Origin of the sequence: Brevibacterium sp. VCM10, from assembly GCF_000583215.1 — a bacterium.
Classification (GTDB): domain Bacteria; phylum Actinomycetota; class Actinomycetes; order Actinomycetales; family Brevibacteriaceae; genus Brevibacterium; species Brevibacterium linens.
In genome coordinates, this window is record NZ_JAJB01000035.1 from 17,796 (window position 1) to 43,772 (window position 25,977).

General features: G+C 65.7%; 23 protein-coding genes. 10 read left to right on the top strand and 13 right to left on the bottom strand.

Translation table 11 applies throughout. The annotated features are described in order from the left end of the window. The first annotated feature begins 105 nt into the window (after positions 1 to 105). Complete coding sequence (locus tag AD89_RS0111205) at positions 106 to 1,221, top strand: NAD(P)H-dependent flavin oxidoreductase (RefSeq protein WP_081770446.1); 1,116 nt, start codon at positions 106 to 108, stop codon at positions 1,219 to 1,221. On the opposite strand, the gene AD89_RS20495 is transcribed toward AD89_RS0111205, so the two are convergent. After that, positions 1,222 to 1,350 (bottom strand): hypothetical protein, encoded by a 129-nt coding sequence (locus AD89_RS20495; protein WP_269320688.1) that lies wholly within the window; start codon positions 1,348 to 1,350, stop codon positions 1,222 to 1,224. A gap of 214 nt (positions 1,351 to 1,564) precedes the next feature. On the opposite strand from AD89_RS20495, the gene AD89_RS0111215 reads away from it, so the two are divergent. After that, on the top strand, positions 1,565 to 2,452 hold the full coding sequence (locus AD89_RS0111215) for a hypothetical protein (RefSeq protein WP_025778898.1): 888 nt from the start codon (positions 1,565 to 1,567) through the stop codon (positions 2,450 to 2,452). Here the strand turns inward: AD89_RS0111215 and AD89_RS0111220 are convergent. Together AD89_RS0111220 and AD89_RS0111225 are read right to left on the bottom strand one after the other, a co-directional pair. Next, positions 2,394 to 2,798 carry a hypothetical protein gene (locus AD89_RS0111220; protein WP_025778900.1) on the bottom strand — a complete coding sequence of 135 codons (405 nt, stop codon included), beginning with the start codon at positions 2,796 to 2,798 and terminating at the stop codon, positions 2,394 to 2,396. The genes AD89_RS0111215 and AD89_RS0111220 overlap by 59 nt on opposite strands. Beyond that, positions 2,795 to 3,808: a CPBP family intramembrane glutamic endopeptidase gene (locus AD89_RS0111225; RefSeq protein ID WP_025778902.1), complete on the bottom strand. Its 1,014-nt coding sequence runs from the start codon at positions 3,806 to 3,808 to the stop codon at positions 2,795 to 2,797. The genes AD89_RS0111220 and AD89_RS0111225 overlap by 4 nt, the downstream gene beginning before the upstream one ends. A gap of 181 nt (positions 3,809 to 3,989) precedes the next feature. On the opposite strand from AD89_RS0111225, the gene AD89_RS0111230 reads away from it, so the two are divergent. Then, positions 3,990 to 5,399, top strand: a complete 1,410-nt coding sequence (locus tag AD89_RS0111230) for a sensor histidine kinase (RefSeq protein WP_025778904.1) — start codon at positions 3,990 to 3,992, stop codon at positions 5,397 to 5,399. Beyond that, positions 5,396 to 6,028, top strand: coding sequence for a response regulator (locus tag AD89_RS0111235; protein WP_025778905.1), 633 nt, complete (start codon positions 5,396 to 5,398; stop codon positions 6,026 to 6,028). The genes AD89_RS0111230 and AD89_RS0111235 overlap by 4 nt, the downstream gene beginning before the upstream one ends. A 125-nt stretch (positions 6,029 to 6,153) precedes the next feature. Here AD89_RS0111235 and AD89_RS0111240 read toward each other — a convergent pair whose 3' ends face one another. Together AD89_RS0111240 and AD89_RS0111245 are read right to left on the bottom strand one after the other, a co-directional pair. Beyond that, a complete protein-coding gene (locus AD89_RS0111240; RefSeq protein ID WP_025778906.1) occupies positions 6,154 to 6,915 on the bottom strand; it encodes an SDR family NAD(P)-dependent oxidoreductase in 762 nt (253 codons plus the stop codon). A gap of 219 nt (positions 6,916 to 7,134) precedes the next feature. Continuing rightward, complete coding sequence (locus tag AD89_RS0111245) at positions 7,135 to 7,713, bottom strand: NADPH-dependent FMN reductase (protein WP_025778907.1); 579 nt, start codon at positions 7,711 to 7,713, stop codon at positions 7,135 to 7,137. Between the two features lie 399 nt (positions 7,714 to 8,112). Between AD89_RS0111245 and AD89_RS0111250 the strand changes: the two genes are divergently transcribed. Then, positions 8,113 to 8,772: a TetR/AcrR family transcriptional regulator gene (locus AD89_RS0111250; RefSeq protein ID WP_025778909.1), complete on the top strand. Its 660-nt coding sequence runs from the start codon at positions 8,113 to 8,115 to the stop codon at positions 8,770 to 8,772. A 67-nt stretch (positions 8,773 to 8,839) separates the two neighbouring features. Here the strand turns inward: AD89_RS0111250 and AD89_RS0111255 are convergent, their stop codons facing one another. The 4 genes from AD89_RS0111255 to AD89_RS0111270 form a co-directional block, all read right to left on the bottom strand. After that, entirely contained in the window at positions 8,840 to 10,573 is a 1,734-nt protein-coding gene (locus AD89_RS0111255; protein WP_025778910.1) for a dipeptide ABC transporter ATP-binding protein, read from the bottom strand. After that, a complete protein-coding gene (locus AD89_RS0111260) occupies positions 10,570 to 11,631 on the bottom strand; it encodes an ABC transporter permease (protein ID WP_025778911.1) in 1,062 nt (353 codons plus the stop codon). Before AD89_RS0111260 ends, AD89_RS0111255 begins: the two co-directional genes overlap by 4 nt. Continuing rightward, entirely contained in the window at positions 11,631 to 12,722 is a 1,092-nt protein-coding gene (locus tag AD89_RS0111265) for an ABC transporter permease (protein ID WP_025778913.1), read from the bottom strand. Before AD89_RS0111265 ends, AD89_RS0111260 begins: the two co-directional genes overlap by 1 nt. 153 nt (positions 12,723 to 12,875) lie before the next feature. After that, positions 12,876 to 14,510, bottom strand: a complete 1,635-nt coding sequence (locus tag AD89_RS0111270) for an ABC transporter substrate-binding protein (protein ID WP_025778914.1) — start codon at positions 14,508 to 14,510, stop codon at positions 12,876 to 12,878. Positions 14,511 to 14,870: 360 nt separating this feature from the next. Here AD89_RS0111270 and AD89_RS0111275 point away from each other — a divergent pair, with 360 nt between their 5' ends. After that, positions 14,871 to 16,409, top strand: a complete 1,539-nt coding sequence (locus AD89_RS0111275; RefSeq protein ID WP_025778916.1) for an alanine/glycine:cation symporter family protein — start codon at positions 14,871 to 14,873, stop codon at positions 16,407 to 16,409. A 312-nt stretch (positions 16,410 to 16,721) separates the two neighbouring features. Here AD89_RS0111275 and fbaA read toward each other — a convergent pair whose 3' ends face one another. Further along, positions 16,722 to 17,747, bottom strand: a complete 1,026-nt coding sequence (gene fbaA / locus AD89_RS0111280) for a class II fructose-bisphosphate aldolase (protein ID WP_025778918.1) — start codon at positions 17,745 to 17,747, stop codon at positions 16,722 to 16,724. A 199-nt stretch (positions 17,748 to 17,946) separates the two neighbouring features. Then, entirely contained in the window at positions 17,947 to 19,911 is a 1,965-nt protein-coding gene (locus tag AD89_RS0111285; protein ID WP_025778919.1) for a BCCT family transporter, read from the bottom strand. A 138-nt stretch (positions 19,912 to 20,049) separates the two neighbouring features. On the opposite strand from AD89_RS0111285, the gene AD89_RS0111290 reads away from it, so the two are divergent. Beyond that, positions 20,050 to 21,369 (top strand): MFS transporter, encoded by a 1,320-nt coding sequence (locus tag AD89_RS0111290; protein ID WP_025778921.1) that lies wholly within the window; start codon positions 20,050 to 20,052, stop codon positions 21,367 to 21,369. Between the two features lie 93 nt (positions 21,370 to 21,462). Here the strand turns inward: AD89_RS0111290 and AD89_RS0111295 are convergent, their stop codons facing one another. Both AD89_RS0111295 and AD89_RS0111300 read right to left on the bottom strand, forming a co-directional pair. Further along, positions 21,463 to 21,993, bottom strand: coding sequence for an SRPBCC family protein (locus AD89_RS0111295; RefSeq protein ID WP_025778923.1), 531 nt, complete (start codon positions 21,991 to 21,993; stop codon positions 21,463 to 21,465). A 31-nt stretch (positions 21,994 to 22,024) separates the two neighbouring features. Further along, a complete protein-coding gene (locus tag AD89_RS0111300) occupies positions 22,025 to 22,366 on the bottom strand; it encodes an ArsR/SmtB family transcription factor (RefSeq protein ID WP_025778925.1) in 342 nt (113 codons plus the stop codon). 103 nt (positions 22,367 to 22,469) lie between these two features. Between AD89_RS0111300 and AD89_RS18490 the strand changes: the two genes are divergently transcribed. Genes AD89_RS18490 through AD89_RS0111315 form a run of 3 tightly spaced genes read left to right on the top strand, consistent with a single transcriptional unit; the run spans position 22,470 to position 25,824 of the window. Beyond that, positions 22,470 to 23,171, top strand: a complete 702-nt coding sequence (locus AD89_RS18490; protein ID WP_025778928.1) for a TetR/AcrR family transcriptional regulator — start codon at positions 22,470 to 22,472, stop codon at positions 23,169 to 23,171. After that, positions 23,168 to 24,109 (top strand): ABC transporter ATP-binding protein, encoded by a 942-nt coding sequence (locus AD89_RS0111310; protein WP_025778930.1) that lies wholly within the window; start codon positions 23,168 to 23,170, stop codon positions 24,107 to 24,109. Before AD89_RS18490 ends, AD89_RS0111310 begins: the two co-directional genes overlap by 4 nt. Beyond that, positions 24,106 to 25,824, top strand: a complete 1,719-nt coding sequence (locus tag AD89_RS0111315; protein ID WP_025778932.1) for an ABC transporter permease — start codon at positions 24,106 to 24,108, stop codon at positions 25,822 to 25,824. Before AD89_RS0111310 ends, AD89_RS0111315 begins: the two co-directional genes overlap by 4 nt. The last annotated feature ends 153 nt before the right edge of the window (positions 25,825 to 25,977 follow it).

Here is a 25,977-nt window from a genome sequence, read left to right on the forward strand (position 1 = left end):
GCACCGGCGAGGACTGCCAGGGACAGTCTCTCCCCCGCCGACCGATACTTCCGAGGGATACCGTCCACCGGTCACCTCAAACTCGCCGCGGCCGATCGTGTGAGAATGGCGGTGCGCACGCCCGACCACGCGGCCGCCTCGCTCGGCGACAGACGCCGAGCGAGGGCCCGCCGATCAGAGGAGAGAACCGTGACGATCGCCTTCGCGAAGACATCACTGCCCATCATCGGTGCCCCCATGGCCGGTGGGACGACGACACCCGAACTCACCGAAGCTGTCGCCCGGGCCGGCGGATTCCCCTTCGTCGCCGGCGGCTACCTCACCGCCGAGGCTCTCGCTCCTCTCGTCGAGAGGATGCGTGAAGCGACCTCGCACTTCGGCGTCAACCTCTTCGCCCCGAATCCCGTCCCCGTCGATCGCGAGGCCTTCACCGACTTCGTCACCGCACTCGAACCGTCCGCTGCCGCCCGCGGGATCACGCTCGATCCCGAACCGGTCGAGGACGACGACCACTTCGACGACAAGCTCGACTTGCTCACCGAGCACCCCGTCCCCCTGGTCTCGTTCACGTTCAATCTGCCCACCGCCGAGGCGGTCGACCGCCTCCACGCCGTCGGCACTCAGGTCGTCGCCACGGTGACCTCGGTTGCTGAGGCTCGTGCGGCCGCCGAGGTCGGGGTCGACGGGCTCGTCGTCCAAGGTCCGCGGGCCGGCGGGCATTCGGGCACCGCCGATCCGACGCGTGAGATCGAAGATCGCGCGACCGTCGATCTCGTCCGTGACATCCTCGCCGAGGTGGACCTGCCCGTGGCGGCGGGAGGCGGAGTCGACGGCGAGGCCATGGTCGGCGACCTCCTCGGCGCGGGGGCGAGCGCCGTCGTCGTCGGCACCCTGCTGCTGCGCTCCGACGAGGCGGGAACAGCTCCGACACATCGGGCCGCACTCGCCGCCGACGAGTTCACAGAGACCCAGCTGACCAGGGCATTCACGGGACGGCCAGCGCGTGCGCTGGTCAATGACTTCGTGCGGACGTTCGACCCGATCGCCGTCGACGCCTATCCGGCGGTGCACCATCTGACCAAGGAGTTCCGGGCCGCGGCGAAGAAGGCCGATGACCCGTACAGCCTGCACCTGTGGGCCGGAACCGGCTACCGCAGCGCCCAGGAAGGATCGGCGGAGACCATCGTCAAGGACCTCGGCGCCGGCTTCGCCCGCGAGTAGTCAACGAGCCGGCGTCCCCCGCACACGCCCCTCGCCGAGCCGCGCCGCCCAGTTCCCGGCGACGACCAGCCCGGAGTCGTCGGCGGCGACGACGATCTGGGTACGGTCGCGCAGTCCCAGCTTCGACAAGATCCTCGAGACGTGAGTGTTCACGGGGACGGACGCGGGTGAGCACAGCCACCTAGGCGGAGGTTTCGGCATCAGGGGATGCGCGAACGCGTCGAAGCCTTGGACGGGAGCCTGCAGGTGGGACCGACTCAACACCGCCTCAGGTACGTGTCGAGCATCCGGTGCCATACTGGAAATCCCCTCCTGCTTTCCCTTCTGAAAGGACTGTCGCCCCATGACACAGCCGCCTCCCGCCGCTTCTGCACCTCCGCCCTCGTCGGCGACCGCCTCGGCGTCGGATCCGAAGGCACCGAGACAATCGGTGCGTATCCTGCGGCGCACGATCGCCATCGTCATCGTCGTGGCCTTCAGCCTGGCAGCGGCCGGCGGGATCATCGTCCTCCTCGGCGACATCGAGTCCCAAACGACGTATAAAGTCATCGGCACCACGGCTCTGACCGGCGCCGTCAGTGTCGCAGCGTTCTGCGGCGCCACGCTCATCGGTCGCCGGACCCAGTGGTTCGGGATCGTCACGATCGGCATGGCTGCGGTCACGATGGCGTTGAGTCTGTGGTTCCTCTGGGGTGATCCGTATGCGGATCCGGACAACTACGATGTCTGGGACTCCCTGTTCAAAGCCCTGTCCTCGTTCGCCCTCGTCACCGCTGTCGCCTCGATATCCGCGCTCATTCTGCTGTTGGTGCCCCGGTCCTGGGTGGTGCGGATCGGGCTGCCGATCACGCTCGGCCTGCTTGGCCTCGGCACGAGCCTGGTTCTCGTCACGATCTGGGTGGAGTCGGCGTGGGAACTCGAGTGGCTGACCCGCCTCAACGGGATCGTGTGGATCCTCGCCGCACTCGGGGTCGTCGTCGTGCCGCTGACCTCGCTGCTGCTCAGGGCCGGGACGAAGCCTGCGCGCGCCGACCGCGCCGGCGAGACGTCAGCCCGATCGACTCAACCGTCGTCGTCCGAGCCGTCGTCCCAACCAGCGCCGGCCCTGTCGCCTTCGACGCTCGATCACATCAACGCCGCTGCGCGGGCCGAGGGCATCACTGCAGATGAGCTCATCGATCGGCTTCTGACCGCGGAGCCTCGAACCCCTTCGGCAGACGAGAGTCGATGAAACCTGCGACGAAGGCGCCGAGGACGAGCAGGATGAGGAGCGCGATCATGCCGGCGAAGTTCGACAGCACAGGGTTTGTGAAGTCGAACAGTCCCGGCCAGATGGCGTAGACGACCACACAGCACACGCCCACGAATCCGAACACGTTGAGCGTCGCCTGGCCCGTGGACCGTGCGCGCTTCCCGCTGTGCTTTGAGGCTTTCTCTTCGGGGGTGCCGAACTCGGCGTCGGGTGTCGTCCCTGCCGCCTCCGCTCTGTCTCTGACCTCGTGGAGGACGGTGAGGACCTGGTCCTCTTCGCAACCGCGCCGGCGCAGGTTCTGGGCGAGCTCGCTGTAGTAGCTCATGACAGGTTCGCTTTCGTTTCGGTGTCGGCATTCACATCGCTGTCCACCGTGGTTTCCTCGTTCTCTGGGCTGTCCTCGAGGGGACGCATCGGTTCACGGTCGGTCGGGCCGCCTCGGCGAAAGATCGATCCACCTCGGCGGAGATGATCGAGGACGACGATGATGCCGAAGACGATCGGAGCCGCTATCGACATGACGACCTCGACTGTGGGGGCGCTCGTCGCATTGAGGTCGGCACCGGCGAGCACGCCCAGACCGAACGCGAAGACGTTGTTGACGATGTGGAAGGCGATTGCCGCCTCGAGACCGCCGGTGATGATGGTCAGGGTGCCGACGATGACGGCGAAGATGCCGACGTCGATGAGTCCCGGCAGGTCGTAGACGTGGCCGACGACGAAGATCGGCACGGGGATGAACACGGCCCACGCGGGGTGACGCAGCCATGAGCCGATGATGTTCATGGCCAGGCCGCGGAAGACGATCTCCTCGGCCGTCGCCTGGAAGGGAACGAGGAGGATGATTGCGATGAGCATGGCGAGCACGTGACTGTTCCATACGATTCCCGAGGTCAGGTTGCCCATCGCTCCGTCGGAGAAGATGACCATGACGATCGCGCAGACCACCCATACGGCCGCGCCGACCAGCAGATAAAGGCTGAGGCGCCCCCAGCGCATGCCGCCGCGCAGCGAGATCATCAAGGAGAACCAGCGCCGGTAGATGCACAGGGTCGCGAGCTCGGCGGCCGGCCACATGAGGATGACGCTGACGAGCCCGAAGAGGACACCCGCGGTCGTGTTCATATCGATGAGCTGGTCCGACCATGTGTTGAAGTCACCGTCGGCGCCGAGGGCGAACAGTGCCCAGATGAAGAAGCCGACGAACAGAACCACTATGGCGATGAGGTAAAACACCAGGGTCAGGAGGGCCACGAGGATCGGCTTGAACCACCTGTTGTCCGGCAGCGCGGCGAACTGACGATGGTAGTGCAGTGTGTGGGGTTGATTTCTCATGTCTCCACCCTTTCGAAACCGGCGGCAGCCCACCATCGGTCAAGGGCATGATTCGTGTCATCCGATCGGGTGAATGCGCACGTCAGAACAATTCCGTCCGGGCTCCTGCGTCCACAGTTCCTGCCAGAACTCATCCTTTCGGACGACAGCCTCACAGCCCTCGCCCCGGTAGGGTCGAAGGGTGACATCTCGCCCCGCCCGCCGCCCGCTCGCGCGAGCCCTCCTCTGGACCGGCATCTCCGCTGTCACCGGTGTGCTCCTGCTCTTCATCGTCGTCGGAATCGAATGGCCGGATCTTGAGAGCGCAGAAGCCCAAGATGACGCGCTCTTCTTTGAATTCCTCGTCCATCTCGCCTTCGGGTTCGTCGGTCTCGTCTGCCTGCCCATCGTCCTCGCGTTCGACGGACGCCGAGTTCCGCGCACTCAGCTGAGACCGAAGGTCCTGGCCGCAGAGAAGCTGCGCGAGTTCCTCACTGTCTCCGGCCGCGGCGGTGAGGAATACCTCGCCGCTGACGGATCCGTCGAATCGCTCCAGCGCCGTCCGGGCGGCTGGATTCCCGTCACCGTCGGAATCATCGGCATCCTCATCGGCACAGTCAGCACCCTCGGTGCCATCGCGGCCTCGATCATGCTCGTCTCCCTGTCGGCCCGGCGCAGCTGGGCACTCGACTTCGGCGCACTCGCCGCCACGCTGGTATCCTTCTCAGCCACCTATATCCTCACCCCGCAGGCGGCGGGAGCCTTCGAGCTTCCCATCTTCGTCCTCGGCGGCGTCATCTACGCCGTGTTCGTCATCATCGGCGTCATCCGCGGATCTCGCGAGCAGGGCATCATCGACTCCGCCGCGCAGACCCTGCTGCGCGAACGCTCACGGCAGGACCGTGCCATCGCCGAGGTGCGCCGCGGTATCGCCCGTGACATGCACGATTCGCTGTCCCACCACCTGTCCGTCATCGCGATGTACTCCGGTGCGCTGTCCGTGCGGGCGGACCTCGACCCCGATGAGGTCCGCGAAAGCGCCCGCCTCATCGCCGATGCCGCCCGCCGCTCCGGCGTCGAACTCCGCGAAGTGCTGACAATGCTGCGCAGCGACGATCAGGGCACGGTCATCGACCCCGACATCGACCGCCTCGTCGCGGCCAGGGGCGACACCGCCGAACTGCGCTACCTCGAACCGGTGACTGCCGAAGCTCTCCACCGGTGCGGGGCGCTCGAACAGACGACGATCTATCGCTTCGTCCAGGAGGCGATCACGAACGCGGTCAAGCACGCTCCCGGCCAGACGGTGACGATCAAGGTCGGCTTCGACGAAGCCGACGGTCACCTCGTGCTCGTCGCCAGCAATCCGCACACAGGTCTGGCTCCGGCCTTCCGCGCCGGAGCGCAGCAGCTCGTCTCCGGATCCGGGTTGGGACTGCTCGGCCTGCGGGAGCGAATGGAGGCCATGGGCGGCGATCTCACCGTGACGACGACCCCGGAGTTCACCCTCCGCGCCCGCATCCCCGTCGAAGCCGACATCTTCACCGACGGCGACGCTCTGAGTATGACCGAATCGACCGATTCCCCCGACGAGCAGGAGACGCAGCCATGAGCATTCGGGTTCTCATCGCCGACGACGAATCGCTCATGCGCTCGGGCCTCCGGCTCCTCCTCGGCGCGGCGACCGATATCGACGTCATCGCCGAGGCAGTCGATGGCGTCGAAGCCATCGACCTCGCCCGTCGGCTGAGTCCCGACCTCGTGCTCATGGACATCCGGATGCCCCGACTCGACGGCCTCGAAGCAGCGCAGACGCTGCTGTCCGATCCCGAACATCCGCAGGTGCTCATGCTCACGGCCTTCGGCACCGACGATTTCATCCACCGCGCCCTGCAGTCCGGGGCGGCTGGCTACATCCTCAAGGACACCCCGCCGGAAGAGCTCATCAACGCCGTTCGCGCGGCTGCCGACGGCACGCGCACCCTGTCGGCGACCGCTCTGGCCACGTTGATGTCGTCCCGTCCGGCCGCCTCGGCGCCGAGTGTGGATCCGCTGGCAAATCTGTCGACCAGGGAGCGGGAGATCGCCGAGGCGGTCGCGCAGGGTATGACGAACGCGCAGGTGGCGCGGTCGCTGTTCGTCTCGACGGCGACGGTGAAGACCCACTTGGCGCGCATCTTCGACAAGCTCGAGGTGACCTCGCGGGTGCAGCTGGCGCTGCTCGTCAACGCCCGCCGCTGACAATTCCACTCAACAGCAGAGCCGCCCCTCCGCGACTGCGGAGACGGGCGGCTCTGTCGGTTGGGCGATCCTCGGCGAGGAATTCCTCGGGGAAGGAGGGCATCCTCGGTGATGGTGTCAGCCGATCATTTCGGGGCCATGCGGATGGCGCCGTCGAGGCGGATCGTCTCCCCGTTGAGCATCGGGTTGGCGACGATCGATTCGACGAGCTGGGCGTACTCGGCGGGCTTGCCCAGGCGGGCCGGGTGCGGCACGGACTTGCCGAGGGATTCCTGCGCCTCGGCGGGCAGACCGGCCATCATCGGGGTCTCAAAGATGCCGGGGGCGATGGTGACGACGCGGATGAGGCTGGCGGCGAGCTCGCGGGCCATCGGCAGGGTCACCGCGGCCACGGCGCCCTTGGACGCCGAGTAGGCGATCTGGCCGATCTGGCCGTCGAAGGCCGCCACCGATGCGGTGTTGATGATGACTCCGCGCTCTTCGCCGTCCGCTTCCTGGTTCTGCATGGCTGCGGCGGCGAGGCGGCAGACGTTGACGGTGCCGACGATGTTGATGTTCAGCACCTTCTGGAATGCTTCGAGCGGCAGCGGGCCCTTGCGGGAGACGAGCTTTCCGGGGGTGGCGACACCGGCACAATTGACGACCAGACGGAGGGCGCCGAGCCCGGTGGCGGTGTCGACGGCGGCCTGAACCTGTTCTTCGTTCGTCACATCGGCGGTGACGAAGTGGGCGGAGTCGCCGAGTTCGGCGGCGGCCTGCTGTCCCACCTCGGCGTTGAGGTCGACCATGACGACCTGGGCTCCGGCGGCCAGGAGGCGTTCGGTGGTGGCGCGGCCGAGACCGGAGGCTCCGCCGGTGACGAGGGCGAAGGTGTTCGTGAGATCCATGAGTGTCCTTTGCATCGCAGAGTGAACGATTGATCACTGCGACTCTAACGCAAGTGTGGGGACGGTCACTGTGCACGGTCGGGTGGGGCCGCCTCGGTGAGGGATTGCTTTGACGACGGCGACGGTCGCTGCGGGGACGGTGTCGGTCGACGCGGGGACGACAAAGCCCGCCGGTCGGGTGACCGGCGGGCCTGACTCAGCTCAGCTGCGCGGGCGGGCTCAGGCGGCCTGCTCCTCGGCGCCGGCTTCGCGCACGGACTTCAGTGCCTCACCCCAGGCGACGATGTCGTCGACCATGGAGGCGAACGGGGCGGCCGAGACCTCGGTCGGGGCGAACGTGCCGTCGGCGACGTCGGTGAAGATCGAGAACGACGCCTGGTCGCGGACGACGGCGAGCTTGTAGTTCGCGAGGATGTGGCGCAGGTGCTCAGCGGCGCGCACTCCCTTGTCGGCGCCGTAGTTGACGATGCCGGCGACCTTGTGGTTGAACTCGGTGGCGACGAAGTCGAGGGCGTTCTTCAGCGAGCCGGAGATCGAGTGGTTGTACTCGGGGGTGACGAAGATGAAGGCGTCGAACTCTTCGAGCTTCGCGCCCCAGGCCTTCGTGTGGTCGTTGGCGTACATCTTCGCACCCGCGGGCACGACCTCGTCGAGGAGGGGCAGGTCGAAGCTGCCGAAGTCGACGACCTCGGCACGGACATCATCATTGGAAACCAGCTGCTGCTCGACCCAGTTCACGATCTGCGGGTTGAGCGCCTGCGGGCGGGAAGTTCCGGGAATGATGGCAATGTTGAGCATATGCGTCCTCAATTCGTTGAGCGGTGCCCGCCGGCCGGGCGGCCATGGCGGTCGAGTTCACGGGCAGAGCCTGCGACCTCGGCGCACCGGATCGCGTGCAGCTCCACCGTCACCAACATTGTTGAACACTCAATCATTCCCTGATCGAAAGTGACCATGGTCACTGATTGAGGCCGGGTCAGGTCACTGACCAGGCACTGCTCGATCACTGTTCCGGTGACGGGGGGTCCCACGAAATCCGCAACCAGTCGCAACGGACGCCGAACACGGTGATACCGTAGTTCCCCCAAGAAATCGGGCCCGAACGGGGTGCCTGTCGTGTAAGGTCGTTGGGCAAGTGAAAGACTGTTCGTTAAAAAGTCGGCTTCGACGGAAAACTAGGCAAGGAGTCCGGTCATCGTGCGCTCAACCAACGGCCGTAACAATATTCTCCGCTCGGCCAGGGACACCTTCGCGGACAAAGGATTCGACGGCGCGTCCATCCGCGACATCGCGCAGACAGCAGGTCTGAGCCTCTCTGCGCTCTACTACTACTTCCCGTCCAAACAGGAAGCGCTCTACGAACTCGTCCACACAGCGTATACCTGGTACGTCGAACACTGCCGGGCGGTCATCAACGACGTCGATGACGATCCTGTCGACCAGCTGGCCGTGGCGGTGCGCTACCTCGCCCGCTACCGAATGGAGAACGTCTCGGTCTCCACCGTGCTGCTGCGCGATACCGAACGGCTCACCGGCGACAACGCCATCCGCGTCAAGGGTCTCCAGCGAGAGGCTCGCGAGATCATGGGCGATATCGTCCAGTCAGGCATCGACGCAGGAACGTTCCGTGTCAGCAGTGCGGCTCTGGCCACTCGCGCCATCCACTCGATCTGCAACTCGCTCTCGCTGTGGTACCGGCCGACCGGCGACCTGACGCCTGACATGATCGAGCGCGACTTCACTCAGTACTCGATGCGCATCCTCGGAATCGACCCCGACGAGGCCGAACTCGACCGCCTGCTGGCCCTGCCGGTCAACCAGGCCGGAATGCTCGATTTCATCGCCGACACCAACTGACCCCCTTACTACCTGACGGCGGCGCAGCAACCTGGCGCGAGGTTGCTGGGCCGCCGTCAGGTAGTAATTACGGGCGGAGGGTTCTTGCCAGCTCGCGGCGTTCCGCCTGCTCGGCCGGGTCCGGGACCGGGAGCGAGGCGATGAGGCGCTTCGTGTAGTCGTTGTCCGGTGATCCGAGCACCTGCTCACCCGTGCCCTCTTCGACCAGCTCGCCGTGGAAGAGCACCCCGATGCGGTCGGAGAGCATATCGACGACGGCGAGGTCGTGGCTGATGAACAGGGCCGCGAAGTCGAAGCGGTTCTGCAGCTCGACGAAGAGCTCGAGCACCTTCGCCTGCACGGACACGTCCAGTGCGGAGGTCGGCTCATCGGCGATGAGCAGCTCCGGATCGAGCGCCAGACCGCGCGCCAGCGACGCCCTCTGCCGCTGACCGCCGGAGAGCTCATGCGGATATCGTGCCGCATACGCCTTCGGCAGCTGCACGGAATCGATAAGTTCGAGCACTCGCTGCGACCGGTCGGACGGACTCATCTCCCGCCGGTGGATCGCGAACGGTTCGGCGATGCACTCCCCGATCGACAGATGCGGGTTGAACGACGCCGCCGGGTCCTGGAACACGAACCCGATCCGTCGCCGGATCTTCGAGAACTCACGCTCCTTGAACCCGACCATCTCGTGCCCGAGCACTTCGAGACTGCCGCCGCTGGCCCTGGTCAGGCCCGCGATCGCACGTCCGATCGTCGTCTTGCCCGACCCCGATTCACCGACGAGTCCGTAGACCTCGCCGGCCTTGATGTCGAAGCTGACCTTCTTCACCGCGTGGAAGTCCGACTTGCCGATGCCGCCCGGGTAGACGATGTCGAGACCGCGGGCGGTCACGATCGATTCGCGCGCGTCCCTTTCCTTCGCCGAGGCGGTCCCCGCCGAGGTCTCACCCGCCTCGGCGGCGGCCGCCTTGCGACTGCCGGCCACGGTCGACCCGATCCGCGGCACAGCGGCGAGCAGTTCGCGTGTGTACTGCTCCTGCGGATCGCTGAAGAGCTGTTCGACCGACGAGACCTCGACGAGGTCGCCGCGCAGCATCACGGCCACTCGATCGGCGAGGTCGGCGACGACGCCCATATTGTGGGTGATGAGCACGATGGCTGTGCCCGTCTCGTCGCGCAGTTCGCGCAGCAGGTCGAGGATCTCCGCCTGCACGGTGACGTCGAGGGCGGTGGTCGGTTCGTCGGCGACGATGAGCTTCGCCCCCAGGGCCAAGGCCATCGCGATGACGATGCGCTGCTTCTGCCCGCCGGAGAACTGGTGCGGGTAGTAGTCGAAACGGCTTTCGGCATCGGGGATCCCGACCTGTCGCATGGCCTTGACGACGCGCGCCTTGAGGTCGGCTTTACTCGCCTTCCGATCATGCGCGCGCAGGCCTTCGGCGATCTGCCAGCCGACCGTGTAGACGGGATTGAGCGCGGTCGACGGCTCCTGGAAGACCATCGCCACATCGCGGCCGCGCATGGCTCGCAGCTCTTCGGCGGAGACGCTGAGCACGTTCGCACCCGAGATGACGACAGCACCCGAGCGCTGCGCCGTCTCGGGCAGCAGGCCGAGGATGGACCGGGCGGTCACGGTCTTGCCGGACCCCGACTCGCCCACGATCGCCAGCACCTCACCGGGCGAGACGGACAGCGACACGTCCTTGACGGCGTGAACGTCCCCACCATCGGTGGAGAAGGTGACGTCGAGGCCGTCGACGTCGAGGATGCTGCCGGTCGCCGAGGCGGTCTGCTCGTGTTTCTGCTTGCTCATGCCGTGACCTCCGCGGGCTTGGTGTTCTTGACCTTGGCTTTGCGTCGCACGCGCAGGCGCGGGTCGTTGAGGTCGTTCATCGACTCACCGACCAGGGTGATTCCCAGCACCGTGAGCACGATGGCCAGGCCCGGGAACACCGCCGTCCACCACACGCCGGAGGTGACGTCCGGCAGTGCCTTGTTGAGGTCGTATCCCCATTCCGACGCCGAGGTGGGTTCGATTCCGAAGCCCAGGAACCCGAGCCCGGCGAGAGTGAGAATCGCCTCGGAGGCGTTGAGCGTGAAGATCAACGGCAGGGTGCGGGTGGCGTTGCGGAAGATGTGCTTGGAGATGATGCGCGTCTTCGAAGCACCGAGCACGATCGCCGATTCGACGAAGGGCTCGGCCTTCAGCCGCAGGGTCTCGGCGCGCACCACGCGGAAGTACTGCGGAATGAAGACGACCGTGATCGAGAACGCGGCCGCCGCGATTCCGCCCCAGGCACTCGATTGTCCGCCGGAGATGGCGATCGACATGACCAGTGCCAGCAGCAGGGTCGGGAATGCGTAGACGGCATCGGCGATGACGACGAGGATGCGGTCGAGCCAGCCTCCGATGTAGCCGGAGATGAGCCCGAGGATGACACCGGCGAACAGGGACATGACCACGGCCACGACGATGACGGCGACCGCGGTCTGCGCGCCCCAGACGACACGGGAGAAGACGTCGTAGCCGCCGACCGTGGTGCCCCAGATATGGGTGCCGCCGGGAGGCAGCTTCGATCCGAAGTTGCCTTCGGAGGTGCCCAGCTGGTTGAAGCCGTAGGGGGCGATGAGAGGAGCGAAGATCGCGCAGATGATGACGATTCCGCTGAGGATGAGTCCGGTGATGAGCATTCCGCGCTGCAGGCCGACGGACTGGCGCAGATGGGAGACGATCGGCAGGCGGGAGAACCAGGATTTTTTGGCTCTGTCGTCGAACGCGAGTGTCGGTGCTCCGGAGCCGGGAGCCGCCTCGGCGACGGTCTGGGTCGGCTCATCCGGACTTGGGTTCTGCGGGTTGTCTGGAGTGGACATCAGTACCTCACTCTCGGGTCGATGAATGCGGCGATGACGTCGACGAGGAAATTCGTGACCGCGACGATGACGGCGAGGAACACGACGATTCCCTGGACGGCCACGAAGTCGCGGGCGGTGAGGTACTCGGCGAGTTTGAAGCCGAGCCCCTTCCATTCGAACGTCGTCTCGGTGAGCACGGCGCCGGCGAGCATGAGCGCGATCTGCATGCCCATGACCGTGATGATCGGGATCAGCGCTGGGCGGTAGGCGTGCTTCGTGACCAGGCGGTATTCGGAGATTCCGCGGGAGCGGCCGGAGTCGATGTACTGCTGTTCGAGCGTGCCGATGAGGTTCGTGCGCACGAGCCTGAGGAACACCCCTGCGGTGAGCACGCCGAGGGCGATCGCCGGCAGCACGGCATGAGCGAGCACGTCGGCCACGACGGAGAAGTTGCCGATGCGCAGAGCGTCGATGAGATAGAAGTGCGTGGGCCCGACGACACCGGACATGATGTATTCGGTCTCCGTGGTGCCACGGCCGGCGACCGGCAGGATCGGCAGGAAGACGCCGAAGATGAGTTTGAGGATCATGCCGGCGAAGAACACCGGAGTCGCATAGCCCAGGATCGCGAGCACACGCAGCGCGGCGTCGGGGGCCTTGTCGCGGTGGTAGGCGGCGAGCATGCCCAGCGGGATGCCAAGGATGAACGCGACGATGAGCGCGTAGAAGACGAGTTCGACGGTCGCTGCCCCGTAGTTGAGCAGGATCGACGACACCGGCTGCCCGTCGGAGACCGCGGTGCCGAAGTCGCCTTTGAGCAGGTTGCCCAGGTATTCGAAGTACTGGACGAGGATGGGCCGGTCATAGCCGGCGGCGTGGACGCGCTCGGCCAGCTGCGCCTTCGTCAGGCGTCCGCCCAGCGCTGCGGTGATCGGGTCACCGGTGATGCGCATGAGGAAGAACACCAAAGTGGTGAGAATGAAGATAGTGGGAATGATGAGGAGGAAGCGGATGAGGACGTAACGTCCCAGTCCGCCCCCAGCGGGCTTCTTGACCGCGACCGAAGTCTCGGCGGCCTCAGCCCCTGGTTCGCTGATGGCAGCAGACATGTGTTCCTTCTGGGATGTGTTTCGATGCGCTCGCGGCCGAGTGACGGACAGCGGCCACCTCGGTGAGGGTCACCGCAGGTGTACGGAGCTGACCGCGAACGCGCCACGAGGTGCAGGCGGCCCGATCGGCTCACCTGCACCTCGTGTGGGTGATCACTTGCTCAGCAGTGCCAGACGGAACTGGAACGCGGGGTCGAGGGTGTCGTCGACGCCCTTGACGTCCTTGCCGGACACGGCGATCTGATTGCCCTGCAGCAGCGGCAGCGTCGGCAGCTCGTCGGCCAGCTGGCCCTGGATCTTCTTCAGAGCCTCTTCGCGCTTGCCCTCATCGGCGATCGAGGACTGTGCGTTGAGCTCCTTGTTCATCGTCTCGTCACGGTAGTGGTTGGCGAGGAACGACGGGGTCTCGTCCGTGTCGTAGAAGAACGGCACGAGGTAGTTGTCGGCATCCGAGTAGTCCGGGAACCAGCCCAGCTGGTACATCGGGTAGACGTCGTCGGTGCGGTCCTTCGAGTACTGCACCCACTCGGTCGACTGCAGCTTGACATCGAACAGCCCGGTCTTGTCCAGCTGGTCCTTCACCAGGGCGTACTCGTCGCCCGAGGAGGGACCGTAGTGGTCCGGGTTGTACTGCAGCTTGAGCTCGACCGGAGTCTCGACACCGGCGTCCTTGAGCGCCTTCTTCGCCTTCGCGACATCGGCGCCGCCCTTGCCGTCGCCGTATTCGGACTTCAGCGGTTCGTCGGAGCCGGGCAGCCCGTCGGGCACGTGCGAATACAGCGGGGTGAAGGTGTCCTTGTAGACCTGGCTGGCAATCGCCTTCCGGTCGACGGAGTCGGCCATGGCCTTGCGCACGGCGAGCGCCTTCTTCTCGTCGGCGTCATCGGTCTTCGCGCCGAAGGGCATCGTGTCGTAGTTGAACACGATGTAGCGGATCTCGCCGCCGGGACCCTTGTGGACCTTGAGGTCCTCGTTCTCGCCGAGGTCCTCGATGTCCGTGGCAGACAGCGACCGCCATGCCACGTCGATGGTGTTCTCCTGGACGTCGAGCTTCATGTTGTTCGCGTCCGAGTAGTACTTCATCTGCACGGTCTCGGTCTTCGCAGGCTCGATGAAGCCCGTGTAGTCCGGGTTGGCCTTGTAGGTGATCAGCTCGTTGAACTTGAAGCCGTCGATCGTGTACGGCCCGGCGAAGGCCTTGCCGTCGACGATCTCCTGGTCCTTCGTGACCTTGTCGGCCGAGAACACGTCTTCATCGACGATCGGTCCGGCGGCGCTGGCCAGCACACCGGGCCAGGTCTGGTCGTTCTCGCGCTTGAGGTTGAAGATGACCGTCTTCTCATCCGGGGTCTCCACGGACTTCAGGCCGCCCAGCAGCGAGGACGGTCCGTTGGGGTCCTGGATCTTCAGCTGCCGGTCGAAGGAGAACTTCACGTCGGAGGAGGTCAGTTCGTTTCCGTTGGCATATTTGAGCCCGTCCTTGAGCTTGACCTCGTACTTCGTCGGCTCGGTGAAGTCAGCCGATTCGGCGATCGAGGGGTTGAGCTCGGCCGTGCCCGGCTTGTAGGCGAGGATGTACGGGTAGATCTGCTGTTCGACGAGCGAGCTTCCGTTGTCGTACGCCGCAGCCGGGTCGAGCGCCACGACCTTGTCCGTGGTTCCGACCGTGAGCATGCCGCCCTCGTCGTCTCCGCCACCGCCTCCGGTCGTCGAGGTCGAGCAGGCGGAGAGGAGCAGTGCGCCCGCCGCAGCGATGGCTGCGGCCTTAGCGCCAGTTCGTCGTTTCATGGTGTTCCTGTCTTTCACAAGTGCTCTTCGTGTCTTCTTTGCTCGAAGAGATCCGCACCACATCATACGGTTCCCGTCCCAAATAGTGAACTGACGCACATGAAGTGATCCGCTTCGCAATGACTTCGCAACAATTCGCCGAGGCGGTCCTGCCCCGGCGCAGCGCGACGGGAAGCCGCCTCGGCGAATGCGATTTGCGTCACCGATGACAATCGGCTTCACTAATGAGGTGCATCACAGAGACCGCTAGGGAACCTCTCGTGATTCCGGTCGCTCAGCAGCGGGCCGGCGCTCCGGCACAGACGCTAGACAAGCAACACCGTGTCGGCGATCCCGATACGGAAGAACGAATGGAGAAGCGTGTCCGCTTTCATCGACTGGCTCAATGGGGTGGTGTGGTCGTCCGCCCTCGTCTACCTGTGCCTCGGCGCGGGTGTCTATTTCACGATCCGCTCACGGGTTGTGCAGATCCGCCAGATCCCCGCCATCTTCAGGCAGATGTTCAGGGGCAAGAGCTCCAATGAGGGCGTCTCGTCCTTCCAGGCTCTGGCGATCTCGCTCGCCGGTCGCGTCGGCGTCGGCAATATCGCCGGTGTCGCCACCGCCATCGGCTTCGGCGGCCCCGGCGCCGTCGTCTGGATGTGGATCTCGGCTCTCCTCGGTGCCTCGACGTCCTACGTCGAGTCCACGCTGGGCCAGATCTTCAAGGAGCAGGACCCTCGCACCGGCGAGTACCGCGGCGGCCCCGCTTTCTACATCGAGAAGGCCTACCGCCACACCAAGGCTCGCGGCCTGTTCAAGGTCTACGGCATGGTCTTCGCCGCCGTGACCGTCATCGCCATGTCGTTCATGCTGCCGGGCATCCAGTCCAATGCGATCTCCGGCGCCGTCGAGAACGCTTGGAGCATTCCGACCTGGGGCACCGCAATCGCTCTGGTCATCATCATGGGCTTCATCGTCGTCGGCGGCATCAAGCGCATCGCACACTTCGCTTCGCTGGCTGTGCCTTTCATGGCCGTCATCTACATCATTGCGGCCATCGCCGTGACCATCATCAATGCTGATCAGATCGTTCCGGTCCTCCAGCTGATGTTCACCTCGGCCTTCGGCATCGACGCGGGACCGGAAGCGGCCTTCGGCGGCATCATCGGCATGGCGGTCCAGTGGGGCGTCCAGCGCGGCATCTACTCGAACGAAGCCGGACAGGGCACCGGGCCGCACGCGGCATCGGCCGCCGAGGTCTCCCACCCGTCGAAGCAGGGACTCGTGCAGGCCGGATCGGTCTACATCGACACCCTCTTCGTGTGCTCGGCGACGGCGTTCATGATCCTCTCGACCGGCATGTACAAGGTCTTCGACGCCGACGGGACCACGATCATCGGCACCGGCCGCGGCCAGCTGGCCGAGGAGATCGCAGCGACCCCGGGCGAGAAGTGGCCGCAGGCGGGGCTCGACTCGATGATCCACGGTCTCGGCGCCGGGTTCATCGCGATCTCGATCTTCCTCTTCGCGCTGACCACGATCGTCGCCTACTACTACATGGCCGAGACCAACCTCGTGTATCTGCTCGGCAAGGCCAAGAACACCATGGTGCTCGCGGTCGGCAAGCGCATTCTGCAGCTGCTCATCCTCGTCGCCGTCGCCGTCGGGGCGATGTCGACGGCCGGCAGCGCCTGGGCGCTCGGTGACATCGGCGTGGGCCTCATGGCCTGGCTGAACATCATCGGCATCCTCATCCTGCAGCAGCCGGCGTTCAAGCTCCTGCGCGACTTCGAACGCCAGGCCAAGCTCGGCTTGGACCCGGTGTTCGAGCCCGAGAAGATCGGTGTGCGCAACGCCGACTTCTGGGATCAGCGGGTGGCTCGCCTCAAGGCCGGCGAGGCGGTGCCGAAAGGCTGACGCGAAGCGCGATCGGGCTGCGGGCCACTCGGCAGGCAGTCCGATCGGCAGACAAGTCGTCCGCCGATCTGCAGGACGATACGAGGCCCGGGACAATGGCGTCCCGGGCCTCGTGCCATTCACAGTGGCATCTCACCGAGAAACGGGCTGAATGTCGAGACACGGGGGTCCACACCCGTTTCTCGACGCTTGGCCCGTTTCTCGACGGTTCGGCATGCGCAGCGGCCGCCGCCCGGAATCGGGCGACGGCCGCTGTCGGTTCGTGAGGCAGACCCTGCTGCGCTCCGGCCCACTAGCTGAGCCGGCTGAGACTCACTTATGCAGGCTGGTGCCGGCCGATCCGAGGTTCTGGCAGGCTTCGACGATGCGCTCGGCCATGCCCTTCTCTGCGGCCTTGCCAAAGGAGCGCGGGTCGTAGAGCTTCTTGTCGCCGACCTCACCGTCGATCTTGAGCACTCCGTCGTAGTTGCGGAACATGTGCTCGACGACGGGGCGGGTGAAGGCGTACTGGGTGTCGGTGTCGATGTTCATCTTCACGACGCCGTGGCGGACCGCCTCGGCGATCTCTTCCGCACTCGATCCCGAACCGCCGTGGAAGACGAGATCGAACGGCGCCTTCTTGCCGACTTCGGCGCCGACCTTCTCCTGGATCTCACCGAGGAGTTCGGGGCGCAGCTTCACATTGCCGGGCTTGTACACGCCGTGGACGTTTCCGAAGGTCAGAGCCGTGAGGTAACGGCCCTTCTCGCCGGTGCCCAGGGCACGCGCGGTGGCCAGCCCATCCTCGACGGTGGTGTAGAGCTTGTCGTTGATCTCGTTCTCGACGCCGTCCTCTTCGCCGCCGACGACGCCGACCTCGATCTCGAGGATCGAGTGCGCGGCCGTCGAGAGCTCGAGCAGCTCCTCGGCGAGGACGAGGTTCTCGTCGAGGGGTACGGCCGAGCCGTCCCACATGTGCGACTGGAAGTAGGGCTCGCCGCCGTTCTTCACGCGCTCGGTCGATGCGGCCAGCAGGGGCTTGACCCACGCTTCGACGGCGTCCTTCGGGGCGTGGTCGGTGTGCAGTGCGATGTTGACGTCGTAGCTCTTGGCCACCTCGGCGGCGAAGACGGAGAACGCGATGGCACCGCGCACGCGGTCCTTGACGGTCGGGCCGGACATGTATTCGGCGCCGCCCGTGGAGATCTGCACGATGCCGTCGGATCCGGCCTCGGCGAAGCCGCGGATGGCGGCGTTGATCGTCTGCGAGGAGGTGCAGTTGATCGCGGGGTAGGCGAAGCCCTGGGTCTTCGCGCGGTCGATCATCTCGGCATACACTTCGGGGCTGGCGATGGGCATGTGCGCTCCTTGGTCGATGGGTCGGTGTACTCGTTCGCCACCAGCCTACTCGTTCCGCCTGGCGCCGCAGAAGCCGCCGACAGCGGGGCCGGAGATCTGCGATGAGATCTGGTACGACAAGGGCCCGTGTGACCGACTCGCAGTCGGTCACACGGGCCCTCGATCCGTCGGCGGCGCAATGTCCGTCGACGGTGCCGTGTCAGTCCGCGGGGGTCGACGTCCCCTTGTCGCGGCCGGACTTGCGCGACTCCCTGGTTCCGCCGGAGCGCGACTTCATCCGATCGCCGATGCCGCGACTGCGCGTGAGTCGGTAGTCGATGCGCTCATCGACCTTGTCACCGAGGTACTCGTCGAAGTCATCGGCCAGGTGCTCACCGACCTGACGGAACCGCGCGGCACGCTCGATCGCCGCCGTCCTCTGCGCTTCCTTGCCGAAGGCCTTGAGCGTGGACACGCAGACGAGGACGAGGATGATGCTGAACGGCAGCGCCGTGAGCAGCGACCCGGCCTGCAGCGCTCCGAGTCCGCCGGCGATGAGCAGACCGATCGCCAGTGCACCCTCCATCAGCGCCCAGAGGACACGCGACCACAGAGGCGGGTTCGGGTGGCCGCCCGAGGCGAGCATGTCGACGACGAGCGAACCCGAATCCGAGGAAGTGATGAAGAAGATCGCCACGAGGATGATGGCGATGACCGACATCACTGCGCCCAGCGGCAGGTCTCCGAGCACGTCGAAGAGGACGCGCTCGGCCACGACGCCTTCCTCCGGGTCGACGAGGTCGCCGGTGCCGAAGATCTGACGGTGGATGCCGGTGCCGCCCATCACGGAGAACCAGAAGAAGCCGACGATCGACGGCACGAGAAGCACACCGGCGATGAATTCGCGCACGGTGCGGCCACGCGAGATGCGGGCGATGAAGACGCCGACGAAGGGTGCCCAGGAGATCCACCAGCCCCAGTAGAACAGAGTCCAGGAGGAGTTCCACTCCGCGCCTTCGTCACCGGTGTAGGCACCGATGTCGAACGTCATGTCGAAGACATTGGCCAGATACACGCCGATCGACTCGACGAAGTTCTGGAACAGGAACAGGGTCGGCCCGAGCACGAGAACCGTGATGAGGAGGATGCCGGCCATCGTGAGGTTGATGTTCGACAGCCACTTGATGCCGGCGCCCACGCCCGAGACCACCGAGGCGGTGGCGAGGAAGGTGATGATGACGATGAGGATGACGAGGAACATGTTGTCGTACTCGCCGACGACCCCGATGTGTTTGAGTCCGGCCGAGATCTGCTGCACGCCGAGCCCGAGAGAGGTAGCGATGCCGAAGACCGTGCCGCAGATCGCGATGACGTCGATGACGTCACCGGCCCACCCCTTGACGAAACGTCCCAGGAGCGGTTCGAGGGCCCAGCGGATGGACAGGGGGCGACCACGGCGGTGGATCGCATAGGCAAGTGCCATGCCGAGCACTGCGTAGAGCGCCCACGGGTGCAGACCCCAGTGGACGAAGGTCTGGGCCATGCCCAGCTTCGCGTCGTCGATCTCGTTGTCGGGCCATCCCGGCTTCGCCCCGGTCGTCGCGTAGGTCAGCGGTTCGGCGACGCCGTAGAAGACGAGGCCGATGCCCATGCCCGCGGCGAAGAGCATCGCGAACCACGAGAAGATGTTGAATTCCGGTCGGTCGCCATCCTTGCCCAGCCGAATTCTGCCGTACTTGGAGAATCCGACGACGATGGCGAAGACGACGAACAGCCCGACGACCAGCATGTAGTACCAGCCGAGGTCGGCGACGACCCAGCCCTGCATCGCAGAGATCACGTCGCCGGTCGACGTTGGGAGCGCAATCGCCAATGCGGCGACTCCGACGATGATGATCAGTGCCGGCCAGAAGACGGCCGGGGCGATCATGCCCTTGCCGATGCGCACACCTTGGCGGCGCAGCTTCTCGGTGATCTCCGCATCGGAGTCGCCCTCGCCGATATGCAGCTTCTCCGGAAGATGCAGCGCTACGGGGTCGGGTTCGCCGATGAGATAATGTTCGGTTTCGGACGGTGTGGAGGCGGTCGTATCGTCGGCACCGGTGGTTGGTGCCGCGTCCGCCTCAACGGTCGCGCCGGCCTGCTGGCCGGTCGCGGAGCCGTCGTCCGCGTTGGGGTCGCTCATAATGCCCTTCGCTTCGAGTTCAGATCCGTCTATCTACTTTGCCGCAATTCACGGACTGCTTCAACGTCGCATTCAGCTTTCCCCTGCTATTTTCGCAGTTTTCATCCCGATCGGGCAGCGATTCAGTACAGTGACACCATGCCCGCATCCCCGCCGTCACCAGCAGCAACCCGCCTGCGCATATTCAATTGGGCGCTGTGGGACTGGGGTTCGGCGTCCTTCAATGCCGTGATCATCACCTTCGTGTTCGCTCCGTACCTGACGAAGTCCGTCGCCGCCACCGAGGAAGCCGGCTCCTCGGCATTGGGCTGGTCGATGGCCGCGGCCGGATTCGTCATCGCCGTCATCGCTCCGGCAGCTGGCACTCGGGCCGATGCCGGGGGTCGGCATCGCCTGTGGCTGGGCGTGCACACCGGAATCGTCGTGCTCACGATGTTCGGCCTGTTCTTCGTCCGCGACTCCCCCGACTATCTCTGGCTGGGTCTGCTGCTTCTGGCTGTGGGCAGCGTGTTCTTCGAATTCGCCGAGGTGTCCTACAACGGCATCATGGTCCGCATCACCACCCCCGACAATGTCGGCAAGGTCTCCGGATTCGGGTGGGGCATGGGCTATGTCGGAGGGCTGGTCCTCCTCGTCCTCCTCCTCGTCCTCGTCATCCAACCCGAGGTCGGCATCCTCGGCGCCAGCGACGCCGAGGGACTGAGGTTCCGCATCGTCGCTGTCCTCGCGGCGGTGTGGTTCGCGATCTTCGCGATCCCGGTCCTGTTCTCGGCTCCCGGCGCGAAGGCCAAAGGCACCTCGGGCGGACACCCGATCCGCGCCTTCGTCTCCGACTATGCGGGCCTCGTGCGTCGTCTGGTCCGGATGTGGTCGACCGAGCATCAGACGCTGCGGTTCTTCATCGCCTCGGCGGTCTTCCGGGACGGCCTGGCCGCGATCTTCTCCTTCGCAGGGGTCCTCGCCGCCGGCAGCTACGGGTTCTCCGCCTCGGAGATCATCATCCTCGGTGTGGCAGCGAACGTCGCCGCCGGTGCCGGTGCGATGATCGCCGGGTGGTTCGACGATCGGCTCGGGCCGAAACCCGTCATCATCGCCGGTCTCATCGTCATCATCGCAGGTGGGCTGCCGATCCTCTTCAGCGCCGAGGCGGCCGTGTTCTGGGTCTGCGCCCTGATCCTGAGCTTCTGCGTCGGTCCGGTGCAGGCGTCGAGCCGGTCGTTCCTGGCCCGCATCACTCCGCCGGAGTCGGCCGGGGAGAACTTCGGTCTCTACGCCACGACCGGACGGGCCGTGAGCTTCCTGGGGCCCGCGATGTTCGCCTTGGCGATCACGATCTTCGGCTTCCAGCGGGCGGGAACGCTGGGCATCCTCATCGTTCTGGCTGTTGGCCTGGCGCTCATCATCCCCGTCCGCCCGGACGCCCCGGCCCACTCCATGCAGGCCCGCGAGAAGGCTTAGCCCGACCCTGATGCGGAACCCGCGCGCCATTCTGCGGGAGAGGAATGTTGATTTCAGCGGCGAGAATCAACATTCCTCTCCCGCGGAATCGCCCTATGCGAGCTCGCTCGGTTGCGAGTTCGCTCGGTTGGCGGTTCCGCTGCGAGCCAGCAGCCCGTCGATCTGGTTGATCGCCCCGGTCGAGCCTTCGATGACACCCATCTCCAGGACTGTGCGCAGTCCCTCCACCGAGTCGAAGACCGATTCATAGGTGGCACGCGTCCCGGTCTCGGTTGCCTCGAAGCGGTAGACGCAGCTGCTTCCGGGCATCGACTCGACAACCGTGAAGTCCTCATCGGCGAAGTAATCGCGGAACTCCAAACGCGTGGGACGATCGACGGCGGTCAGCTCCCACAACCCGCAGAACTTCTCGCCCTCCGGGCTCGTCATGTAGTACGTGACTCTGCCGCCGGGTGCGAGCGAATGGTCGACGACCGTGGCAGGGTACGTCGGAGGCCCCCAGATCTGCTCGAGCTGGCGGGGGTCGGCGTAGACCTCCCACACTCGTTCGAGCGGCGCTGCGAATTCGGCGACGATCGTCAGCGTCAGTGTCTCTTCGTCATGAAATGTGTCGATGACCGGCATGGCTGCTCCCTGAGCATTGTGGTGGTTGGCTTCACGACCCGGCCTGTTCGTGCCCGGCCAGAAGGTCGTCGATTCTCTGCACTCGTTCGACCCAGTGGTCTTCGAGCTCGGCGAGCATGCTCCTGATGGTGCGAAGCGGACCCACCTCTGCGTGGGCGATCTGCCGTTTGCCTGCTCGGCGCTTCGTCACCAGTCCTGCACGTTCGAGGACAGCGACGTGCTTCTGCACTGCGGCGAAGCTCATGTCGTAGCCGGCGGCCAGATCGGACACCGAAACCCCTTCCCCTGCGACTCGGCGCACGATATCGCGCCGGGTGCGGTCGGCCAATGCATGGAACAGCGCATCGACCTCGTCGTCGAGAACGGCTTTCATGCGCCCAATCATACAACTAGATGGTTGTATGTAAATGACTGAGGACGAACTTTCTGAGCCCGCCCATTGACATCGACGATTGAACACGCGTTTAATATTAAACATGCGTTCAACCTCTTCGGATTCGCGAGCGAACCGATCACCCAATTCGTCCCCGGAGACCGCGGTCCGGATCCGCTCCGCTGCGATCGAGACCTTCGCCGAACGCGGTTTCGCGAAGTCGACGATCCGTGCGATCGCCGCCGCCGCCGACGTCTCCCCCGGGCTCGTCATCCACCACTTCGGGTCGAAAGACGGACTGCGCCGCGCCTGCGATGACTTCGTCTTCTCGGCGATCGCGGACGCCAAGGCGGCCAATGCCGACTACGCGACCGAGGCGGTGCGAGCGATCTTCGCCAGCAGCGACATGTCGCTGAACATCGACTACCTCACCAAGTCGCTGCTCGATCCCTCGGATCATGGTCAGCGCTATTTCGACCACTACGTCGACCTCGTCGAGGGCTATATCCGGCACGGCTTCGCCGGCTACGAATTCCGCACCAGCGACACTGACGTCCGCGGTCAGGCGGCAACGATCGCCGCCCTCGCGCTGGCCCCGTCGATCCTCGGGTCCCGCCTGCAGATGGCGCTGGGGACCGCGGACTTCCCCGAGACGATGTCCCGGCTCGCACCCCACCTCTACGACCTCTACTTCCACGGCGTCATCACCGCCGCCCCCGACACCGCATCCGCGTACTCCGCGGCTTCCGACCGCACCGAGACACCGACAGCACACCGCACCGACGAAGGAGACGAGAAGCGATGAGAACGACGACAGCTCCGACGGCCCGCAGCCGACGGACCGGGGACGAGGCACCCGCGATCACCCTCGCCGAGGTGGTCAAATCCTTCGGTCGCGCACGTGCCCTCGACGGCCTCGACCTCGAGGTCGCCCGCGGTGAGGTCCACGGCTTCCTCGGTCCCAACGGCGCCGGCAAATCGACGACGATCCGCATCCTGCTGGGCATCCTCCGCGCCGATGCGGGACGGATCCGCCTCCTCGGCGAGGACCCGTGGTCGCATGCGGTTCGACTCCACCGGCGACTCGCCTACGTCCCGGGGGACGTGGAGCTGTGGCCGGGGCTGACCGGCGGTGAGGCGATCGACCTGTTCTCCCGGCTCCGCGGCGGGGTCGATGTCCGCAAGCGCGACGAACTCATCGAACGCTTCGACCTCGACCCCAGAAAGAAGGGCCGGACGTACTCGAAGGGCAACCGGCAGAAGGTCGCGCTCATCTCCGCCCTGGCCTCGGATGTCGAGCTCCTGCTGCTCGACGAACCGACCGCGGGCCTCGACCCGCTCATGGAGGCCGTGTTCCAGGAGTGCATCCGCGAGGCGAAGGAGGACGGCCGCACGGTGCTGCTCTCGAGCCATATCCTCGCCCAGGTCGAGGCGCTGGCCGATCGGATCTCGATCATCCGGGCCGGCCGCATCGTCGAGACCGGCACTCTGTCGGATCTGCGCCACCTGTCGCGGACGACGATCACCGCCCAAGTGGAGCGGGACATCCCCGCTCTGACGAGGATGGCCGGAGTCCACGACCTCGTCCGCGAGGGAGCGCAGCTGCACTTCAGCGCCGACGCCGCTCACCTGCCGGACATCATGCGCACCCTCGGCGAGCACGACGTCGAGTCGCTGACGGCCACGCCGCCGACGCTCGAGCAGCTGCTGCTGCGCCACTACGGCAAGGAGGCCGGATCATGAATCTGCTGGCATCGACCGAGGCGGGTCCAGGGGACTCGACCGCCGACCATCGTCAGGCACACAGAAGGGCCCGTCCCCGCGGAACTGACGGCCGCCTCGGCGGGGGTGGCCTCACCGGGCTGGGACACCTGCTGCTGTTCATGCTCAGGCGCGACCGGCTGCGGATGCCGATCTGGGTGCTGTCCCTGACCGCACTCACGGCCTACTTCGCGAATGCGATCGCTCTGGTCATGGACTCGGATACCCTGCAGACGATGACCGTGTTCGCGAAGAATCCGGTGATGGGTCTCATCACCGGACCCGGCTACGGGCTCGACGACATCACGGTGCCGCGGTTCATCGTCGGCATGTACGCCGTGTTCCTCATGATCGGCATCAGTCTGATGTCGATCACCACCGTCACCCGTCACACCCGCGCCGAAGAGCAGACGGGCAGAGCCGAGCTCATCCGCGCGAATGTCACGGGACGACATGCCCAGCTGTTCGCCGCGGTCATCCTCACGGTGATCATGAACGTCGTGGCAGGGGCACTCATGGCCGCGGCACTTCAGTTCTCCGAGGCTGACCCCGATCCGGCGACCTCGAGTCTGCTCTTCGGGGCCGGGATGACGGCGGTCGGCTGTGTCTTCGTCGGGGTCACCTCCGTGACGGTGCAGCTGACGGGGTTCTCGCGGGCGGCCTCGGGAATGGCCGGAGCCGTGCTGGCGCTGAGCTTCGTCGTCCGCGGGCTCGGTGACATGTCCGCCGTCGCCGGCGGTGACCTCGACTGGTTGTCCTGGCTGTCCCCTCTGGGATGGTCTCAGCAGACGGCTCCGTTCACTCTCGACCGCTGGTGGCCGCTGCTGTACTCAGTCGCCGCCCTCGTCGTGCTCCTGCTCATCGCCCTGGCTGTGCAGTCGCGCCGCGACCTCGGCGCGGGCATCGTTGCGGAGCGACCCGGACGGGTTCACGCAGGTCGCGGCCTGTCGACCGCGTTCGGACTCGCCTTCCGCCTGCAGCGTTCGACGCTGATCTGGTGGTCGCTGGGGATCCTCGTCATGGCTGCGATCTTCGGGTCCTTCGCCGGAGCGATGGCCGAGGGCGCCGACGGCATGCCCGAGCAGATCACGCAGCTCATGGGCGGACCGCTGGGAATCGTCGACGGCTATCTCGGCTATATGGCGCTCTACATGGCCATGATCGTCGCCGCCTTCGCGCTCATCACCGTCGGAGGGCTGCGCTCCGAGGAACAGGACTTCCACACCGAGCCCGTGCTCGCGACCGCGGTCTCACGGGGCGGGTGGATGGCTTCCTGGGTAACGGTGACGCTGCTCGGATCCGCCTGGCTGATGCTGCTGGCCGGTATCGGTGAGGGCATCGGCGCGGCCGCCTCGCTGGACGATTGGGACCTGCTGGGCCCGACGGTGCTCGGCCATCTCGTGCAGTCGGCCGCCGTGTGGGTGCTGATCGGCCTCGCCTGCCTGCTGTACGGGTTCGCGCCGCGACTGCTGGGTCTGACCTGGATCGTCTTCGCCGGTTCCGCGGTGCTCGCTCTGTTCGGCGGGCTCCTCCAACTCGACGGGGCCGTCCTCGACCTCTCCGTGTTCAACCACATCGGCCAGTACCCGGCCGAGGACATCTCCGCCGAGGCGGTGCTGACGTTCCTGGCGATCACGGTCGTCCTCGTCGGAGCCGGCATGGTCGGGTTCCGGAGACGGGATCTCGTCACGGCGTGATTGCGGTGGCACCCGGGCGAAGTCATCCTCAGAACGAGGTATCGGTATGGATTCGTCACCCGAAATGACTTCTCAGAGAACTACGCTAGTAGCATCTTGGCCGTCCTCGACGGCTTCTCCCGCATTGAGCGCACTCTGCCGAATGCACTCCAC

What these genes read in the sequence shown, in the direction of transcription:
- AD89_RS0111205 (WP_081770446.1), top strand. Translation starts at nt 106, where the DNA reads ATGGCGGTGCGCACGCCCGACCACGCGGCCGCCTCGCTCGGCGACAGA.
- AD89_RS0111215 (WP_025778898.1), top strand. Translation starts at nt 1,565, where the DNA reads ATGACACAGCCGCCTCCCGCCGCTTCTGCACCTCCGCCCTCGTCGGCG.
- AD89_RS0111220 (WP_025778900.1), bottom strand. Translation starts at nt 2,798, where the DNA reads ATGAGCTACTACAGCGAGCTCGCCCAGAACCTGCGCCGGCGCGGTTGC.
- AD89_RS0111225 (WP_025778902.1), bottom strand. Translation starts at nt 3,808, where the DNA reads ATGAGAAATCAACCCCACACACTGCACTACCATCGTCAGTTCGCCGCG.
- AD89_RS0111235 (WP_025778905.1), top strand. Translation starts at nt 5,396, where the DNA reads ATGAGCATTCGGGTTCTCATCGCCGACGACGAATCGCTCATGCGCTCG.
- AD89_RS0111240 (WP_025778906.1), bottom strand. Translation starts at nt 6,915, where the DNA reads ATGGATCTCACGAACACCTTCGCCCTCGTCACCGGCGGAGCCTCCGGT.
- AD89_RS0111245 (WP_025778907.1), bottom strand. Translation starts at nt 7,713, where the DNA reads ATGCTCAACATTGCCATCATTCCCGGAACTTCCCGCCCGCAGGCGCTC.
- AD89_RS0111255 (WP_025778910.1), bottom strand. Translation starts at nt 10,573, where the DNA reads ATGAGCAAGCAGAAACACGAGCAGACCGCCTCGGCGACCGGCAGCATC.
- AD89_RS0111260 (WP_025778911.1), bottom strand. Translation starts at nt 11,631, where the DNA reads ATGTCCACTCCAGACAACCCGCAGAACCCAAGTCCGGATGAGCCGACC.
- AD89_RS0111265 (WP_025778913.1), bottom strand. Translation starts at nt 12,722, where the DNA reads ATGTCTGCTGCCATCAGCGAACCAGGGGCTGAGGCCGCCGAGACTTCG.
- AD89_RS0111270 (WP_025778914.1), bottom strand. Translation starts at nt 14,510, where the DNA reads ATGAAACGACGAACTGGCGCTAAGGCCGCAGCCATCGCTGCGGCGGGC.
- fbaA (WP_025778918.1), bottom strand. Translation starts at nt 17,747, where the DNA reads ATGCCCATCGCCAGCCCCGAAGTGTATGCCGAGATGATCGACCGCGCG.
- AD89_RS0111285 (WP_025778919.1), bottom strand. Translation starts at nt 19,911, where the DNA reads ATGAGCGACCCCAACGCGGACGACGGCTCCGCGACCGGCCAGCAGGCC.
- AD89_RS0111290 (WP_025778921.1), top strand. Translation starts at nt 20,050, where the DNA reads ATGCCCGCATCCCCGCCGTCACCAGCAGCAACCCGCCTGCGCATATTC.
- AD89_RS0111295 (WP_025778923.1), bottom strand. Translation starts at nt 21,993, where the DNA reads ATGCCGGTCATCGACACATTTCATGACGAAGAGACACTGACGCTGACG.
- AD89_RS0111300 (WP_025778925.1), bottom strand. Translation starts at nt 22,366, where the DNA reads ATGAAAGCCGTTCTCGACGACGAGGTCGATGCGCTGTTCCATGCATTG.
- AD89_RS18490 (WP_025778928.1), top strand. Translation starts at nt 22,470, where the DNA reads ATGCGTTCAACCTCTTCGGATTCGCGAGCGAACCGATCACCCAATTCG.
- AD89_RS0111310 (WP_025778930.1), top strand. Translation starts at nt 23,168, where the DNA reads ATGAGAACGACGACAGCTCCGACGGCCCGCAGCCGACGGACCGGGGAC.
- AD89_RS0111315 (WP_025778932.1), top strand. Translation starts at nt 24,106, where the DNA reads ATGAATCTGCTGGCATCGACCGAGGCGGGTCCAGGGGACTCGACCGCC.